Annotated in this window: 15 protein-coding genes; 7 read left to right on the top strand and 8 right to left on the bottom strand. The window is 42.5% G+C overall.

Annotation, left to right across the window (positions count from 1 at the left end; all coding sequences use genetic code 11):
• Positions 1–32: 32 nt before the first annotated feature.
• Positions 33–1,121, top strand: coding sequence for a glutathione S-transferase (locus tag GQS54_RS14925; protein ID WP_166424776.1), 1,089 nt, complete (start codon positions 33–35; stop codon positions 1,119–1,121).
• A gap of 128 nt (positions 1,122–1,249) precedes the next feature.
• On the opposite strand, the gene GQS54_RS14920 is transcribed toward GQS54_RS14925, so the two are convergent.
• Both GQS54_RS14920 and GQS54_RS14915 read right to left on the bottom strand, forming a co-directional pair.
• Positions 1,250–1,978: a 16S rRNA (uracil(1498)-N(3))-methyltransferase gene (locus tag GQS54_RS14920; RefSeq protein WP_166424775.1), complete on the bottom strand. Its 729-nt coding sequence runs from the start codon at positions 1,976–1,978 to the stop codon at positions 1,250–1,252.
• Between the two features lie 134 nt (positions 1,979–2,112).
• Entirely contained in the window at positions 2,113–2,271 is a 159-nt protein-coding gene (locus GQS54_RS14915) for a hypothetical protein (protein WP_166424774.1), read from the bottom strand.
• Positions 2,272–2,590: 319 nt separating this feature from the next.
• Between GQS54_RS14915 and GQS54_RS14910 the strand changes: the two genes are divergently transcribed.
• Positions 2,591–3,418 (top strand): mechanosensitive ion channel domain-containing protein, encoded by an 828-nt coding sequence (locus GQS54_RS14910; RefSeq protein ID WP_166424773.1) that lies wholly within the window; start codon positions 2,591–2,593, stop codon positions 3,416–3,418.
• Between the two features lie 66 nt (positions 3,419–3,484).
• Here GQS54_RS14910 and GQS54_RS14905 read toward each other — a convergent pair whose 3' ends face one another.
• Positions 3,485–4,291, bottom strand: a complete 807-nt coding sequence (locus GQS54_RS14905; RefSeq protein ID WP_166424772.1) for a M48 family metallopeptidase — start codon at positions 4,289–4,291, stop codon at positions 3,485–3,487.
• A gap of 168 nt (positions 4,292–4,459) precedes the next feature.
• Positions 4,460–5,608, bottom strand: a complete 1,149-nt coding sequence (gene metK, locus GQS54_RS14900) for a methionine adenosyltransferase (RefSeq protein ID WP_166424771.1) — start codon at positions 5,606–5,608, stop codon at positions 4,460–4,462.
• A gap of 280 nt (positions 5,609–5,888) precedes the next feature.
• Here metK and tkt point away from each other — a divergent pair, with 280 nt between their 5' ends.
• The 5 genes from tkt (at position 5,889) to GQS54_RS14875 (ending at position 11,849) form a co-directional block, all read left to right on the top strand.
• Positions 5,889–7,889: a transketolase gene (gene tkt, locus GQS54_RS14895; RefSeq protein ID WP_166424770.1), complete on the top strand. Its 2,001-nt coding sequence runs from the start codon at positions 5,889–5,891 to the stop codon at positions 7,887–7,889.
• Between the two features lie 109 nt (positions 7,890–7,998).
• On the top strand, positions 7,999–9,027 hold the full coding sequence (epd, locus tag GQS54_RS14890; protein ID WP_166424769.1) for an erythrose-4-phosphate dehydrogenase: 1,029 nt from the start codon (positions 7,999–8,001) through the stop codon (positions 9,025–9,027).
• Between the two features lie 93 nt (positions 9,028–9,120).
• The gene (locus GQS54_RS14885) at positions 9,121–10,296 is read left to right on the top strand and encodes a phosphoglycerate kinase (RefSeq protein ID WP_166424768.1); all 1,176 of its coding nucleotides are present in this window, start codon (positions 9,121–9,123) and stop codon (positions 10,294–10,296) included.
• A gap of 106 nt (positions 10,297–10,402) precedes the next feature.
• Complete coding sequence (locus tag GQS54_RS14880) at positions 10,403–11,302, top strand: fructose bisphosphate aldolase (RefSeq protein ID WP_166424767.1); 900 nt, start codon at positions 10,403–10,405, stop codon at positions 11,300–11,302.
• A gap of 208 nt (positions 11,303–11,510) precedes the next feature.
• Positions 11,511–11,849 (top strand): hypothetical protein, encoded by a 339-nt coding sequence (locus tag GQS54_RS14875; RefSeq protein ID WP_166424823.1) that lies wholly within the window; start codon positions 11,511–11,513, stop codon positions 11,847–11,849.
• A gap of 23 nt (positions 11,850–11,872) precedes the next feature.
• Here the strand turns inward: GQS54_RS14875 and GQS54_RS14870 are convergent, their stop codons facing one another.
• The 4 genes from GQS54_RS14870 to ppk1 all read right to left on the bottom strand — a co-directional run bounded on the left by GQS54_RS14870 (position 11,873) and on the right by ppk1 (position 16,589).
• Entirely contained in the window at positions 11,873–12,466 is a 594-nt protein-coding gene (locus GQS54_RS14870; RefSeq protein WP_166424766.1) for an HD domain-containing protein, read from the bottom strand.
• 73 nt (positions 12,467–12,539) lie between these two features.
• Complete coding sequence (locus tag GQS54_RS14865) at positions 12,540–12,803, bottom strand: DUF4282 domain-containing protein (protein ID WP_166424765.1); 264 nt, start codon at positions 12,801–12,803, stop codon at positions 12,540–12,542.
• Between the two features lie 182 nt (positions 12,804–12,985).
• The gene (gene ppx, locus GQS54_RS14860; RefSeq protein ID WP_166424764.1) at positions 12,986–14,515 is read right to left on the bottom strand and encodes an exopolyphosphatase; all 1,530 of its coding nucleotides are present in this window, start codon (positions 14,513–14,515) and stop codon (positions 12,986–12,988) included.
• On the bottom strand, positions 14,505–16,589 hold the full coding sequence (gene ppk1, locus GQS54_RS14855; protein WP_166424763.1) for a polyphosphate kinase 1: 2,085 nt from the start codon (positions 16,587–16,589) through the stop codon (positions 14,505–14,507). Before ppk1 ends, ppx begins: the two co-directional genes overlap by 11 nt.
• Positions 16,590–16,603: the final 14 nt, after the last annotated feature.

Here is a 16,603-nt window from a genome sequence, read left to right as displayed (position 1 = left end):
ACCTAATGTTTCAATTGGGGATCGTTCCTTTTATGTATACCTTATATGGCTCTGAAGTGTCTTTGTACACGGGGAAGTTACGCGCTTATTTACGCTACAAGCAACTGCCTTTTAACGAAGTGTTATCCACAGTGGGAGTATACAAAAAGACGATCCTTCCCAAAACGGGTGTGGCATTTATTCCTGTTGTAAAAACCCCCGATGGGGAATATCTGCAAGACACTGCGCGTATCATTGACCATTTAGAAATGCTGCACAGTGAACGTTCAGTGGTGCCAATTGGAGCAAAACAACGTTTAGTAAGTGAACTATTTGCCCTGTGGGGAGATGAATGGTTGGTGATCCCCGCTATGCATTATCGCTGGAATAAAGATAATTTTCCTTTCATCTATCAAGAATTTGGTCGAGTGGTATCGCCAAACTCACCGGCTTTTATACGGGCTTATTTTGGAAAGAAATTAGCCAAAAAATTTAGTGGTTTTGTGCCAGTATTGGGTATAACCGAACATTCAATTCCAACCATAGAAAATTGGTATGAGAATACGGTATTGCATCATCTGAATAAACATTTTGCAGATCATGATTACCTATTGGGGGGACGTCCATGCGTAGGCGATTTTGGATTAATGGGCCCCTTATATGCACATCTATATCGAGATCCGGCGCCAGGAAACTTGATGAAACGCATTGCCCCTAATGTCGCAGCGTGGGTAGAACGCATGAATCAGGCTTGTGTAACTTCTGCAGATTACGTTGAGCACGATGAGATCCCTGATACCCTGTTACCCTTGCTCAAAGATATGTTTAAACAACAGTGGCCAGTACTTAATAGCACGGTGGAAGCCTTGAGTGCGTGGAGACAGTCAAATCCTGCACAGCGATTTATTCCACGTAGTTTAGGTGAGCATAGTTTTTCAATAGGGGATATCAGCGAGAAGCGTTTTATTTCAAGTTTTCATCAATATAAGCAACAAAGAGTACTTGATACTTATCAAAAAATAAACGCTGAAAAAAATTCGCAACTTAATGAATTCCTTTCTGAAATAGGTGGGCTCGAGCATATGCAGATAACGATAGAGAACCCCGTCAAAGTTGAAAATAATAAGTTAGTCTTTGCCTAGTAATGATTAGGTCTCAGTGGGCAGATTTAATGGATATTAAACCTGCGAAATTAGCGAGTCACCTAAAAATGGCGGCTCGCTAATTTAACGCCAGCTAGGCATTATTTTTTGGAAATGCTGGTTGGCTTTTATAAATCTCCGTAAATGGCTTGTAGGGCACTGATCGCGGTTATTGCGGCGGTCTCGGTGCGCAGTACTCTTGGGCCAAGTTGCACGGTTTGAAAGCCGCCTTGTTCTGTTTGATAAATCTCTTGATCTGAAAAACCGCCTTCAGGACCAATCAATAGTCTCACCCCGTCTTTTCCCACATTGATATGACGGAAACTTTTGTCGGCTCGGGGATGCAGTGTTAAGCGCAGAGCTTGTGTCGATTGATTAATCCAACTTTGAAATTCTATCGGCATATGTAATTTAGGTAGCACATTACGACCACATTGTTCGCAGGCTGCAATGATGATCTTTTGCCATTGAGCGTGCTTTTTTTGCCAGCGCTGCTCATCCAGTTTTACTCCACAACGCTCAGTGAGCAGAGGTGTTATTTCGCTGACGCCTAATTCGACCGACTTTTGTAAAACTAAATCCATTCTGTCGCCTCTAGACACTGATTGTCCAAGGTGAATAGGTAGTGGTGATTCAACACTTATACTAATTTTAGTGTCGATTTGCACCCGAACTTTTCGTTTTGAAACATCGACAAATTCACCACTGTATTCATTGCCATCACCGTTAAATAATACAACCGGTTGACCTATTTTTGAGCGCAATACATTTGCCACGTGATTGCTTGCTTCAGGTGTTAATTCAAGCTCTTGATCAGAGTGAAGGGTATCAGGATGGTAAATTCTGGAAATTCGCATAGCTCAAATAATTGGAAAATTTGCACTATGTTAACAAGGTATCTCTATATGAGGGAAGTGCTAGCATGACAAAGAACAGGCAAACAAACGATAACAATACTCGATAGGGGGTTCAGGCCTATCGAGTATTTGATTTAGTTTATTTGTGCTACGTTACCAGTATCTATTGTAGGCGCCTGAGCTATAGCGTTAGCTCCCTTGCGTGCATACTTAGTGTTCTTACCTGTATCTCTAAAAAGAGAGTAGGTAAATAGAACGGCAACGATCATCGCGAGTACTACGAGTAGCAACATTTTCAATTCCTTTAAAAATATTATGCCAAGTCGAATAATTCGACAGAGCAAGTATATCACCAACATTACTGCATGTTCAAAAAAACAACAGGTTTTTGCGTAGCGCTTACAACTAAAGGGTAGTAGCCAAAAGTTGTACGCAAAAACATTATATTTTTTTAAAATTACAGGTATATTAACCCGGCGTTGAAAAGAGCTAAATTCGTATTATTTAATAAATTTGTAATGTTAAATAATCCCTACATAGCCATGCTAGGCGTGATGGTTAGAGGAATCGGAGTAGCCATCGAAAAATATAATGAAATAAATGGAGAAATACATGTTTGAATTTGACTCAGAACAAATGTCGCAAATGATCGACACTTACGTCATCCCTTGGGGTATCAATATCGTAATGGCGATTTTGATTTACATCATCGGTAAAATTGTTGTTGGTATTATCATTAACTTGCTAGGCAAGGTAATGAAGCGTTCTAAATACGACGACATGCTAGTGGACTTTATTAAAGCAATAGCGAATGCAATATTAATGCTGTTCGTTATCATCGCATCGCTAAATGAATTAGGTGTCAATACAACCTCACTTGTGGCCATTTTAGGTGCAGCTGGTTTGGCTATCGGTTTGTCTTTGCAAGGTTCTTTACAGAACTTCGCAGCTGGCGTTATGTTATTGGTATTTCGTCCGTTTAAATCGGGTGATTTTATCGAAGCTGGCGGTGCAACGGGTGTAGTAAAAAGCATCAGTATCTTTACAACAGTAATGACCAGTGGTGACAATAAAGAAATCATTGTACCTAATGGCCAAATATACAGTGGCACAATCACTAACTACTCTGCGAAAGAAACGCGTCGTGTAGACATGATAGTCGGTATTGGTTACGACGCAGATCTTAAACGCGCTAAAGAAGTGCTTAAAGAGATGGTTGCTGCAGACTCACGAATTTTACAAGACCCAGCACCAACGGTAGCCGTTGCTGAACTTGCCGATAGCAGTGTGAACTTTGTTGTTCGCCCTTGGGTAAAAGCTGCAGATTATTGGGGTGTTAAATTCGACTTTACCGAAGCGGTTAAACTACGTTTCGATCAAGAAGGCATTTCAATTCCATTTCCGCAAATGGATGTGCACCTTCACAAAGATCCAGAGTAACGCTCTTTGGATTAAAAAAATGCCGCTTTAAGCGGCATTTTTTATGTCTATGGTTTAACAAAAATATTATTTTCTACACTGAGGGCGGTCTTTAGCCTGACGATACAAGGCCAGTGCTGGCGTCATATTTTCACTGAGTTTTTCAATACGACTTTGTGGGGCAGGGTGAGTTGATAGCAACTCAGGCTGACGATTATCACCGCTAGCTTTGGCCATATTTTCCCACAGATTTACTGACTGCTGAGGGTTAAAGCCAGACTTAGCCATTAATTGTAAGCCTATTAAATCCGCTTCGGTTTCGTGTGTACGGCTAAAGGGTAATTGTACACCGACCTGAACGCCCATGCCGATGGCGGCCATTATCATACTGTTGTTGGCAATTTGGTTCGCTTGTAATAACTGATTGGTTGCTTCCATCCCAATGCCAATAAGTGTACTACTAGACATTCGTTCGTTGCCGTGTTCAGCAATGACGTGCCCTATCTCATGGCCTATTACAGCCGCTAGTTGATCCTGATTTTCCGCTACTTCTAGCAGGCCGGTGTATACCCCAATTTTGCCACCAGGAAGGGCGAAGGCATTGACCTGTGGATCATCGAAAACAACGAGTTCCCATTCCCCAGCGAATACAGATTTAGGTACATGTTTAGTAATCGCATCAGCCACACAAGAAACAAACTGATTAGTAACGGGGGTTTTAGACACTTTTTGCTCTGTCTTCATGCCATCAAAGGTTTGTTGTCCCATATTGGCCAACTGATTTGAAGAATATAGCTTAAGTTGATTTCGCCCCAATGGCGATTTTGCGCAGCTAGTCAGCAGCAAAGTAGAGACACAGACGGCGGTGAACACTTTACTCAAAGAAAATGGCATGGCGTACTTCCTGTGAATTTATTTATGATGTTAAAGATATTACCCTGTTATGGTTGTTCAGTTAATAAATAACTTAAGGTATAAAAAAACGCATTGGGCTATCGCACAATGCGTTTTATGGATAATGCTCGTGCGATATTTCACCTATCGCAGTGCAATAAATAGTGGTTATTTAGCGCCTGCACGCAAGGCTTCGGCTTTATCGGTTTTTTCCCATGGAAATTCTTCGCGGCCAAAGTGACCATAAGCGGCCGTCGCTTTATAAATTGGACGCTCTAAATCAAGCATTTTAAGTAAGCCATAGGGGCGTAGTTCAAAATGCTCGCGCACCAATGCCGTTAATGCTTCATCTGATATTTGACCTGTGCCAAAGGTATCGATATTTATCGAGGTCGGTTCAGCGACACCAATAGCATAAGAAATCTGAATCTCACAGCGTTTAGCGAGACCTGCTGCGACGATATTCTTGGCCACATAGCGCCCGGCATAGGCTGCACTGCGATCAACTTTTGAAGGATCTTTGCCCGAAAATGCTCCGCCACCATGACGTGCCATTCCACCGTAGGTATCTACAATGATTTTACGTCCAGTTAAACCACAATCACCCATTGGACCGCCAATAACAAAACGGCCTGTTGGATTGATAAAATATTTAGTTTGCGCCGTTAACCATTTAGCCGGCAATACCGGTTTAATGATTTCTTCCATCACCGCTTCACGTAATTGTTCAGTGGTAATTGAATCACAGTGTTGGGTTGATAAAACAACTGCATCAATACCAACCGGTACATTGTCTTCATAAATAAACGTTACTTGGCTTTTTGCATCAGGGCGTAGCCAATCTAGTTGACCACTTTTACGCACTTCGGCTTGACGCTTCATCAATCGGTGAGCATAAGTTACTGGGGCTGGCATAAGTACGTCAGTTTCATCACTGGCGTAACCAAACATTAAGCCTTGGTCGCCAGCTCCTTGGTCTTCAGGACGAGAGCGGTCTACCCCTTGGTTAATATCAGGTGATTGTTTACCGATAGCATTGAGAACGGCACATGAATCGGCATCAAAGCCCATATCTGAATGAGTGTATCCAATTTCACGAACGGTATTACGTGTTAGCTCTTCAATATCCACCCATGCATTGGTAGTGACTTCGCCGCCTACCATTACCATGCCGGTTTTTACGTATGTTTCGCAGGCCACGCGGGCCTTGGGATCTTGCGCGAGAATGGCATCAAGTACCGCATCAGAAATCTGATCTGCGATTTTGTCTGGGTGCCCTTCGGATACCGACTCAGAGGTAAAAAGATGCTTAGCCATGTAGGATCCTTATTAAATAAAAAATATAACAATCAATATAGTGACATTTTACTGATTAAGATCAAAAATACCAGTCTTTACTTCTAGACGTCCAAACGGCTGGGCGTAAACGAAGCGTTCCAGTAAAAAAAAGTCAATGACAAATGGAGTTTCGTTATGTTTTGTCGTTGCAGTTAGGCGAGGCCTAAGCCAGAATGTAGCGCTAAATAGATCGCTATCTTACTATTCTGAGCAATATTAACCGCGACCGTAAACCAGTCACTAATAATCAGGAGACCACATGCCTTCACGTCAACAACTCGCTAACGCAATTCGTGCGCTTAGTATGGATGCAGTACAACAGGCTAATTCAGGACACCCAGGCGCCCCTATGGGCATGGCCGATATTGCCGAAGTATTGTGGAATGATTTTTTAAAGCACAATCCTGCGAACCCTAAATGGGCAAACCGTGATCGGTTTATTATGTCCAACGGCCATGGATCGATGCTAGTTTACTCGTTATTGCATTTAACGGGTTATGCGTTGCCAATTGAAGAACTGAAAAATTTCCGTCAATTACACTCAAAGACCCCAGGTCATCCAGAGTACGGTTATGCACCGGGCGTTGAAACAACCACTGGCCCACTAGGTCAGGGGATTAGTAATGCGGTTGGCATGGCGATAGCGGAGAAAGTACTCGCGGCACAATTTAACCAAGAAAAGTTTGATATCGTAGACCATTTTACCTACTGCTTTCTGGGCGACGGCTGCTTAATGGAAGGTATTTCACATGAAGCTTGTTCTCTAGCAGGTACGTTAGGACTCGGCAAACTTGTGATGTTTTGGGATGACAATGGTATCTCTATCGATGGTAACGTTAAAGGTTGGTTCACTGATAACACGCCTGCACGTTTTGAAGCCTATGGATGGCAAGTTATCGCAGATGTGGATGGTCATGATCCAGAAGCAATCAAAGCAGCTGTTGAAAAGGGCAAAGCCAATACTACCCAACCTACATTAATCTGTTGTAAAACTGTGATCGGTTTTGGGTCACCGAATAAATCAGGTAGCCATGACTCACACGGCTCACCTTTGGGCGTAGATGAGATTGCTGCAACCCGTGAATTTTTAAAATGGCCATATGCTGCTTTTGAAATTCCAGATGATATTTATGCAGGGTGGGACGCTAAATCAGCTGGTTCTGAACGTGAACAAGCGTGGAATGCGCAATTTTCAGCATACGAGACAGCACATCCTGAATTAGCCGCAGAATTAACACGTCGTTTAAATGGCGATTTGCCGGCTGATTTTGCAGAAAAAGCCCAAGCTTTTATTGAGCAGTCTCAAGAAAAAGCAGAAAATATTGCCAGCCGTAAAGCATCCCAGAACTCTATCGAAGCATTTGCTTCTATCATGCCCGAAATTCTAGGTGGTTCCGCGGATTTAGCCGGTTCAAATTTGACTTTGTGGTCGGCTTCTAAAGGTGTAACCGCGGATGATGCCAGTGGTAATTACTTGTATTACGGTGTACGTGAGTTTGGTATGAGCGGTATCATGAATGGACTTGGTTTGCATGGCGGCTTCCGTCCTTTCGGCGCGACCTTTTTGATGTTTATGGAATATGCACGAAATGCCGTGCGTATGGCCTCATTGATGGGCGTTCCTAATATCTTCGTTTACACCCACGACTCTATTGGTCAAGGTGAAGATGGTCCAACGCACCAACCGATTGAACAAATTGCTAACTTGCGCTTAACGCCAAATCTAGACACCTGGCGTCCTTGTGACGGTGCAGAAACTGCTGTTGCATGGAAATCAGCCTTAGAACGTAAAGACGGTCCAAGTGCATTAGTATTTAGTCGCCAAGGTCTGCCTGCACAAGCGCGTAATGCACAGCAATTAGCTAATGTGGCTAAAGGCGGTTACGTTCTTAAGGATTGCGACAATACGCCGCAGGTTATTTTAATTGGTACCGGTTCTGAAGTGGGCGTCGCTATGGATGCAGCTGAGCAACTTAGTGCTAAAGGGGTTGCTGTTCGCGTTGTATCTATGCCCAGTACCTCTGTGTTTGACCAGCAAGACGCTGCGTATCGGGAAACGGTTTTACCGCGAGCCGTTACTGCTCGGGTTGCCGTTGAAGCTGCTCATGTGGATTTCTGGAGTAAATACGTCGGGCTTGACGGCGCAGTGGTCGGAATGACGACTTTTGGTGAGTCAGCGCCTGGTGGTGTATTGCTGAAACACTTTGGTATCACTGCTGATGCAGTTGTTGAGAAGGCACAAGGTTTATTGAATTCTTAGGAAATGCCTTCCAGTTGAAACAATAAAACTATAATCTAAGGCGCTTTCAAGCGCCTTAGTTGTTTTAGCGAATTAATAATAGCGAATATACTTTTTCAATAAGAACCGAATGATACGAGTAGCAATAAATGGGTTTGGTCGTGTTGGACGCAACGTATTACGTGCGTTATACGAAACTGGCCAGAACAAACAAATTCAAATTGTGGCGATCAATGAACTCGCTGAGCCTGAAGGTGTGGCACATCTTTTAAAGTATGATACTGCCCATGGGCGCTTTCGTTTTCCAGTGGTGCTGGACAATCAGCAGCTTGTTGTTGCCGGTGACCGTATCACGCTTTTACAACAGGGAAATATAAATAAGTTGCCTTGGTCTGAACTGGATATCGACGTGGTATTAGAGTGCACAGGCGCAAATAACGCGCGCAGTCATGGTGAACAACATATAGCTCAAGGTGCTAAAAAAGTACTGTTTTCTCAGCCATGTGGTTCAGATATGGACGCCACTATCATTGTTGGTATTAATGACGATACGTTAAAAGCGAGTGATACTATTGTGTCTGCTGGTTCTTGTACCACTAATTGTATCATTCCGGTTATTCAAGTACTTGATGAGGCTTTCTCGGTTTCAAGTGGCACGATTACCACTATCCATTCTTCTATGCATGACCAACAAGTGATTGATGCTTACCACCCAGATTTGCGCCGAACCAGAGCCGCTAGTCAATCCATTATTCCGGTCGATACCAAGCTTGCACGGGGTATAGAGCGGGTTTTACCTAAATTTGCTGGTAAATTTGAAGCGATAGCAGTACGCGTGCCAACCATCAATGTGTCTGCTATGGACTTAAGTGTCACGCTTGAATCTAAGGTCACTATTGATGAAGTTAATCAAGCCCTAAAAGCCGCCAAAAATGGTCGCCTAAACGGGATATTAGATTTTACCGAAGAGCCATTAGTCTCAGTGGATTTTAATCATGATGCACATTCTTGTATTGTAGATGGTACGCAAACTCGTGTTAGCCATAAACAACTCGTTAAATTGCTCGTCTGGTGTGACAACGAGTGGGGATTTTCTAATCGCATGATAGATATTGTGCAAACCATGAATCGACTGACATTGGGTAGCGCGAATCATTAACTAACAGTGCGTGCTAAAGCGCGAAGAACAGATATCAAACGAAAACAATTTTTTATTAGTAACACACGTTTTTACACGTCAATTGGGGGAAATATGTCAATAGTCAACATGACTGATTTAGAGTTAGCAGGAAAACGAGTTCTTATTCGTCAGGACCTTAATGTACCGATTAAAGACGGTAAAGTGACCTCAGATGCGCGTATTAAGGCGTCATTAGGTACTTTGAAACTTGCTATTGAAGCCGGTGCTAAAGTGATGGTTATGTCTCACCTAGGTCGCCCTACGGAAGGGCAGTTTGCGCAGGAATTTTCATTGCAACCAGTAGTTGATTATTTGAACAACGTATTAGATTGCCCAGTGCGACTTGCAAGCGATTATTTGACCGGTCTAGAGGTTGAAGAGGGTGAATTAGTGGTACTTGAAAACGTCCGCTTTAATCTCGGCGAGAAAAAAGACGACGAAGCTTTAGCAAAACAATATGCTGCATTATGCGATGTATATGTAATGGATGCATTTGGTACCGCTCACCGTGCTCAAGCATCAACCCATGGCGCAGGTAAATTTGCTCCTGTAGCGTGTGCTGGTCCTTTGCTTGCTGGCGAGTTAGAAGCGTTAGGTAAAGCGTTGCATAATCCTGCTCGTCCGCTGTTAGCGATTGTTGGTGGCTCTAAAGTATCCACTAAATTGACCGTACTTGAAGCATTGTCTAGTAAAGTCGATCAGCTAATAGTTGGCGGGGGTATTGCGAATACCTTCATTGCCGCAACAGGTAATAATGTGGGCAAATCCCTTTACGAAGCGGACTTAATTCCTGAAGCAAATCGTTTACTAGCGGCAGCTAAAGCTGCAGGTGGGAATATTCCAGTACCAGTAGACGTAGTCACAGGTATCGAGTTTTCAGAAAAAGCTGTAGCAACACTTAAAGCGGTGGGTGATGTGACTGATGAAGATATGATTTTTGATATTGGCCCGCAAACGTCAGCTGAATTAGCCACGCTTATTAAACAAGCTGGTACCATTGTCTGGAATGGCCCCGTTGGCGTGTTTGAATTTGACCAATTTGGTGAAGGCACAAAAGCCATCGCGATGGCTATCGCTCAAAGTAATGCATTTTCTATTGCCGGTGGGGGTGATACGTTAGCGGCAGTAGACAAATACGGTATCGAAGATAAGATATCTTATATATCCACCGGTGGTGGCGCATTTTTAGAATTTCTGGAAGGTAAAGAGCTCCCCGCTGTCACTATGTTAGAGGCGCGGGGCGCATAATAGCCTTGCATAATGAATAATAAGAAAAGCTAAAGCTTTCAATAACCTTTGTAACCTACAAGCCGTTATGCCCATCGGCTTACAACACAATTAAGGAGTGTTGCTCATGGCATCACAAGCACAATTAGATATGCTAACAAAAATAAAAAGTGATAATGGATTTATTGCAGCGCTTGATCAAAGCGGAGGCAGCACACCTAAAGCGTTACTTTTATATGGTGTTGAAGAATCGCAGTACACAAATGATGAAGAGATGTTTACTCAGGTTCATTTAATGCGTACGCGAATTGTAACTAGCCCTGCTTTTAACGGCAAACGTGTGCTAGGCGCGATATTGTTTGAAAATACACTTGACCGTCAGATCGGTGGAAAATCATCAGCGCACTTTCTATGGCAAGAAAAGAATGTGGTACCGTTCTTGAAAGTAGATAAGGGCCTGCTTGATGAAACTGATGGCGTTCAACTCATGAAGCCTATTGGTGATTTAGACAGCTTACTTGCCAAAGCGAATGCCCAAGATGTTTTTGGCACCAAAATGCGCTCAGTGGTTAAGTTAGCCAATAAAAAAGGTATAGACGCTATTGTTGCTCAGCAGTTTGAAGTGGGCAAGCAAATTTTGGCCGCTGGTTTGATGCCCATCATCGAACCTGAAGTTGATATTAATAGCCCTGAAAAAGCCGCTGCAGAAGCACTGCTAAAATCAGCTATTTTAGTAGAACTTGATAAATTAGACGCTGATCTAAAGGTGATGTTGAAACTTACTTTACCGGTTGAACCGAATTTCTATCAAGAGCTTGTCAAGCATCCGAAAGTCCTTAAAGTGGTTGCTTTATCCGGTGGGTATAATCGTGAAGAAGCAAACCGTCGCTTGTCTGAAAATAATGGCATTATTGCGAGTTTTTCTCGCGCATTAACGGAAGGTGTTAGTGCTCAGCAATCTGATGATGAATTTAATGCTATTTTGGACAAAGCAATAGAGTCTATCTATCAGGCTTCTATTAAATAATTGCCCGTTAGTTTTTGTGTTTCAAAACCAAGCCAAGTGCTTGGTTTTTTGTTTTAGGGAATAATATGTATACTTTTGCCTAGTATAGTTTTCGCATAAGGACTTGGTATTATCATTTCTTGCTAAAATAAATACCCAATATGGCATGTGCTCTTTCCATCAAGGGATGAGCTTAATACGAGATTTAGAAGGAAGTGGTGACATTGGTATGCATGTATCTTTACCTCTACCATTATACAAAAAATTGACCGTGACCTTTAGAGTCGAACCAGGTTGCTTAGGACCTGATGGTTTGGTTCATATAGAGGGCTTTTGTCAATACGCAAAACTACGCGTTGCTGCTTTGCACAATGACTTTGTGCGCTGGAGAATTGTCCCGCGTTACGATAAGAACCTACCTGAGACCGAATACAAAACGAATAATAAACGCCTGGATCATATAAAAGCTAGGCAATACTTGAGCGTATTTGAGCAAGAGCTAGACGCCTTTGAAACACATTTTCAAGATGAGCTAGCGAGATTAATTGATTTGTACTTAGGGCGTTAATTGGCTGATTGAAAATGCTCGAGTTAACCGTCTAGTAGCCAACCCTTCTTAACCGCTACATCCACTTGCTGCTTCACATATTCCCAAAGTTTAGGGGCACTGCTTCTCAGATAGCCATTACGCTTTAATACCTGTGCTTTGCACACATTGTGGACTTTCCAACTTCCGCCGTTATTACTCATATTTTGAAAAATGGGTAATATGCGATCCATACCTTTAGCAAATTGAGCATCAACACTGTCCGCTTTTTCAAACTCTAACCATAAGTTAAGCATTTCTTTCTCTAACGCTTTTGGTAATAATCCAAATATACGCTGAGCGGCCTCTAACTCTTTCTTTTCTTGGGCTTGATGCGCTTCTTCATCGGCGAAAGCAAATAGATCGCCCGCATCAATCTCAACAATATCGTGTATAAGTAACATTTTTGTGACGCGCAAAATATTAATAGGATGCTCTGCATACGTGGCCATCGTTTGCGCTAACAACGCAATATGCCAGCTGTGTTCAGCACTATTTTCATTGCGGTTATCATCGGCCTTTACCATTGTTTTACGATATACCGCTTTAAGTTTATCAATTTCGAGAATAAAGGCGATTTGAGCCGCTAGGTCTTGCATGGGGTAATGATCCTGAAAGTGGAACGGGGGGATTTAGCGAAACAACTGCCCATGGGCAGTTGTCACTTACTACTTATAACTCGCTAGTAACGTCTTGCTTATCAGCTATTTTCTTCAAATTCTCATGGATCTTAAATAAGACTATAAGCAATTCACACCAAATACGCGCCCCGATAACACCCGCGATCAAAATACCGGCACCAGCGAAAAAACCGCCACCGTAGGAGTTAAACATCGTTCCTACGCCTGAAATTACCGCCGCGATAAGCATCAACCAATATACAAAGGTGATGATTTTTGGTGTTAGCATTGAGTCGAAAAAGAATAGATCTTTCATTATAGCTTCCTTGTTATTACGTTATGTAAGTATACAGATGAACCTTCTCGCCATAAAAAAGATAGCGGAAGGCTGAAAACTATAAGGTTTTTTCACTAATTAATACAGCAACTTATCAGTCTTTTAATGAATTGAGTTAGTAAACTGACGTTACCATCTTCTTCCGCCCATAAGCCCATACATCACTCAAAACGCAGTTGAAGATCTAGCGCTAGAAGATATTGCGCTTCATTGGTTAAATCTGCACTAAATATAGGTTTGTTCTCAAGCCAGCCATCAGGAAAGGTTAAACGAATGCTATTGTTTTTTACCTTGATTTCAATATTCGGCAGAATATCGTCTTGGCGCTTAATATTCAACAATACACCCAAGCGTAAAATAGCAATCAATTTATATATTTGCTCTGATGGGAGCAGGGTAAAATCAGGGATATCTGCTGGACGAATTTTTTTGCGATAAAAACGCACAAGTGTCGCGATCAAGGTTTGTTGTTCTTGGTTAAAACCTGGCAAGTCGATATTGTGTAAAATATAGGCTGAATGACGTTGTGTGCCGTGAGTATTGATCTGTAAACCTACTTCATGAAGCAAAGCAGACCAACCGAGTAGACCCTTGAGTTCCTTATTGGTGATATTCCAGTCATCTTTGCAGCTCTGGTAAATGGCCATTGTCACGCTGTGTACTCGTTGCGCTTGCTCAACATCAACATCATAGCGAGTCGCAACGCTTTCAGCTGAGCGCTGACGCACATCTGGGCGCGTAAGTTGCGCTTCCATCTCGTATAGCACGCCCTCGCGTAGGGCAGCAGGGGAGAACAGCATACTGTCGATATTTAAACTCTTAAATATAGCAATAAGAATAGCTAACCCGGCAGCAAATACGGGCTTTCGATCTTCGCTCATTTGACTAATTTGGAGTTTATCGACTGAGCCCGCATCACAACAAACTTTCATCAAGCGCGTCAGTTGAGCCAAGGTGACTTTACCTTCTGAGTCCTTAACACTTTCATTCTGCGCAATTTGAATGATATTGCGTATTGTGCCTGAGGTGCCTATGCAGGTTTTCCAGCCCGCACGTAAATAGCCCTTATCGATCATTTCTAGCTCTTGCTGGGCTGCTGTGATTGCTCGTTCAAACGACTTGCTCTTTAGCTCATTATTTTTAAAAAATATTTGGGTATAGCTGACGCAACCCATTTGAAGACTGCGGAGCATTTTGGGCTCAAATCCTTGACCAATAATAAATTCGGTAGAGCCACCACCAATATCGACTACGAGGCGTTGACCATCATCATGATTGGTATGTGCTACGCCTAAGTATATCAAGCGAGCCTCTTCAGCCCCACCTATGACTTCTATCGGGTAGGGGAGGATGTCGCGCGCGGCCCGAATAAAAGCTTTTGCATTGTGGGCTTTGCGCAATGTGTAGGTGGCAACAATACGCACATTTTCAGCAGGAAAATCTTGCAAGCTTTCAGCGACGACGTTTAAGGCATCAAGGCCTCTTTTTTGCGCTTCATCGTCTAGGTAATAATCGCTGCTTAAGCCTTGGGCTAAGCGAACCTTTTGTTTTACTCTGTGTAGAATTTGAACCGAGCCAGCGACAACGCGGGCAACGACTAAATGAAAACTATTAGAGCCAATATCTAATGCGGCAATTTTGCTGGTGTCTCTTACTTCCACACCATCAAATGGCGCATTATCATTGGGCATCTTTTTGCTTTTCCTGATTTTTTATATATTCGTATGTTTCGATTTGTGACCGCAGCTTTTTGCGGTTCCCTCGGCGTACGTATTTATTGGATTGCGTTTGATCTATGATACGAGCTTTAACGGTATCTTGAAATTGAATTTCGAGTATATCTAAAATCTGTTTGATCAGGGATGGTTCATAAATTGGACACCCCACCTCTATTCGAAAGTCCATATTTCGAGTCATCCAGTCAGCAGAGGAAATAAAAACTCGCTTATCCCCAGCGTTTTCAAACACCATGACCCTTGGGTGCTCTAAAAAACGATCAACAATACTGATGACCGAGATATTTTCGCTTAAGCCTTTAACGCCAGGTATCAGTGAGCACATGCCGCGCACGATTAGGCGTACCTTTACACCAGCCTGGCTGGCCTTGTACAAATCGTCAATCAACAAGTGATCATCTAGGTTATTTAACTTCAATGTAATTCCAGCGCTCAAGCCTTCCTTCACATTTTGAATTTCCTGACGGATCAATAATTGAATTTTCGTTCGCGCATTAATGGGGGAAATTTGTAAGTGCTGAAATTTATGGCGACGATAAGGCTGCTGAATAAAATTAAAAACATATTCAGCTTCAAGGGCAAGTTCTTGATTACGAGTAAATAAACTGAAATCGGTATAAATTTTTGCGGTTTTTTCGTTGAAGTTACCGGTACCAAAATGAGCGTAGTTTACCAATTCACCTTTTTCTTCACGGCTAACTAGGCACAATTTACTGTGAATTTTTAACGCATGCATACCAAAAACAACTTTAATGCCTGCATCGGTCATCGTTTTCGACCAACTGATATTAGCTTCTTCGTCAAATCTCGCTCTTAGTTCGACGACAACGGTCACTTTTTTACCGTTGTCGACTGCATCGATAAGCGAATCGATAATCCGCGAGTTTTTGGCGACTCGGTAGATATTGAGCTTAATTTGCTTCACTTTCGGATCGAACGCCGCTTGGCGAATAAATTCAGTTACATGTAAGAAACGGTGGTATGGGTAATAAAGAAGAATGTCTTTTTCGGTAATGGCATCAAAAACAGTATTGTGCGCGGCAAAGTCGCTAGAGGTAACTGGTGGCAATTTGGGATTTTCAAGATAATCTCGGCCTACGTTAGGGAAGCCTATAAAGTCTTTAAAGTTACGATAGGTTCCACCTGCGATAAGGCTGTCGTAAGACGATATCTTTAGGCGTTTTTTTAAATTGCGTACCATGTCATTAGGCATTTGTTCGTCATAAACTACGCGAACTGGTTCAGCTATTAGGCGCTGCTTCATACTTTCAGACATTTTCTCAACGTAGCTCTCTTCAATCTCGTCGTTGATCGAATACTCAGAATCTCGGGTCATTTTAAAGGAGTAGGCTTCACCAGACTCAAAGTCGACGAACCCTTTAAAGATACTTTCGAGGTTCAAGCGAATAATGTCGTCTAACAGAATAATATACTTCTTCTTACGGCTATTTTCAGGGGGAATAACCACAAAACGAGTCAACGCTTTAGTAGGCACTTCAATTGTGGCGTATTGGGTATGTTTTCCACTGTTGTTAATCGCAACATATAAATAAGTGGCGGAATCATTTAGACGAGAAACCAGATTCACTTTACTGTGTAATAATATCGGTGCGATGTGACGTAGCACCTTATTCTTAAAATAATTTTTGAGCCAAGTGGTTTGATAATCCGAGAGCTTGTTGCCTTCAATTAAAAATATATTGTAGCGGGCTAAGCGGGCAACGACATCTTCACGAACCTTCTCAAAGTCCTCCGTCATGCCTAATACTTTTTCTTGGATCTGCTCCATAAGAAGTTTAGTTTGCTCCGCTTTCTCTTCGTCACCTTCATCTAGTTGAATATAAATTTTACGTTTTACATCGGCTACCCGCACTCGATAGAACTCATCCATATTACTTGAATAAATGCCTAAAAATCGAATCCTCTCTACGATGGGGTTTTTGCGATCAGCTGCTTCTTGCAGTACCCGTTGGTTAAACGCCAGCCAGCTGATTTCGCGAGAAAAGTAAATATTAGGTTGGGAAGTCATTGTGTCTTAACATC

The organism is Paraglaciecola sp. 20A4 (genome assembly GCF_011378905.1).
Lineage (GTDB): Bacteria > Pseudomonadota > Gammaproteobacteria > Enterobacterales > Alteromonadaceae > Paraglaciecola.
The sequence above is the reverse complement of the archived record's forward strand: the minus strand, read 5'-3'. Positions and strand labels throughout refer to the sequence as shown.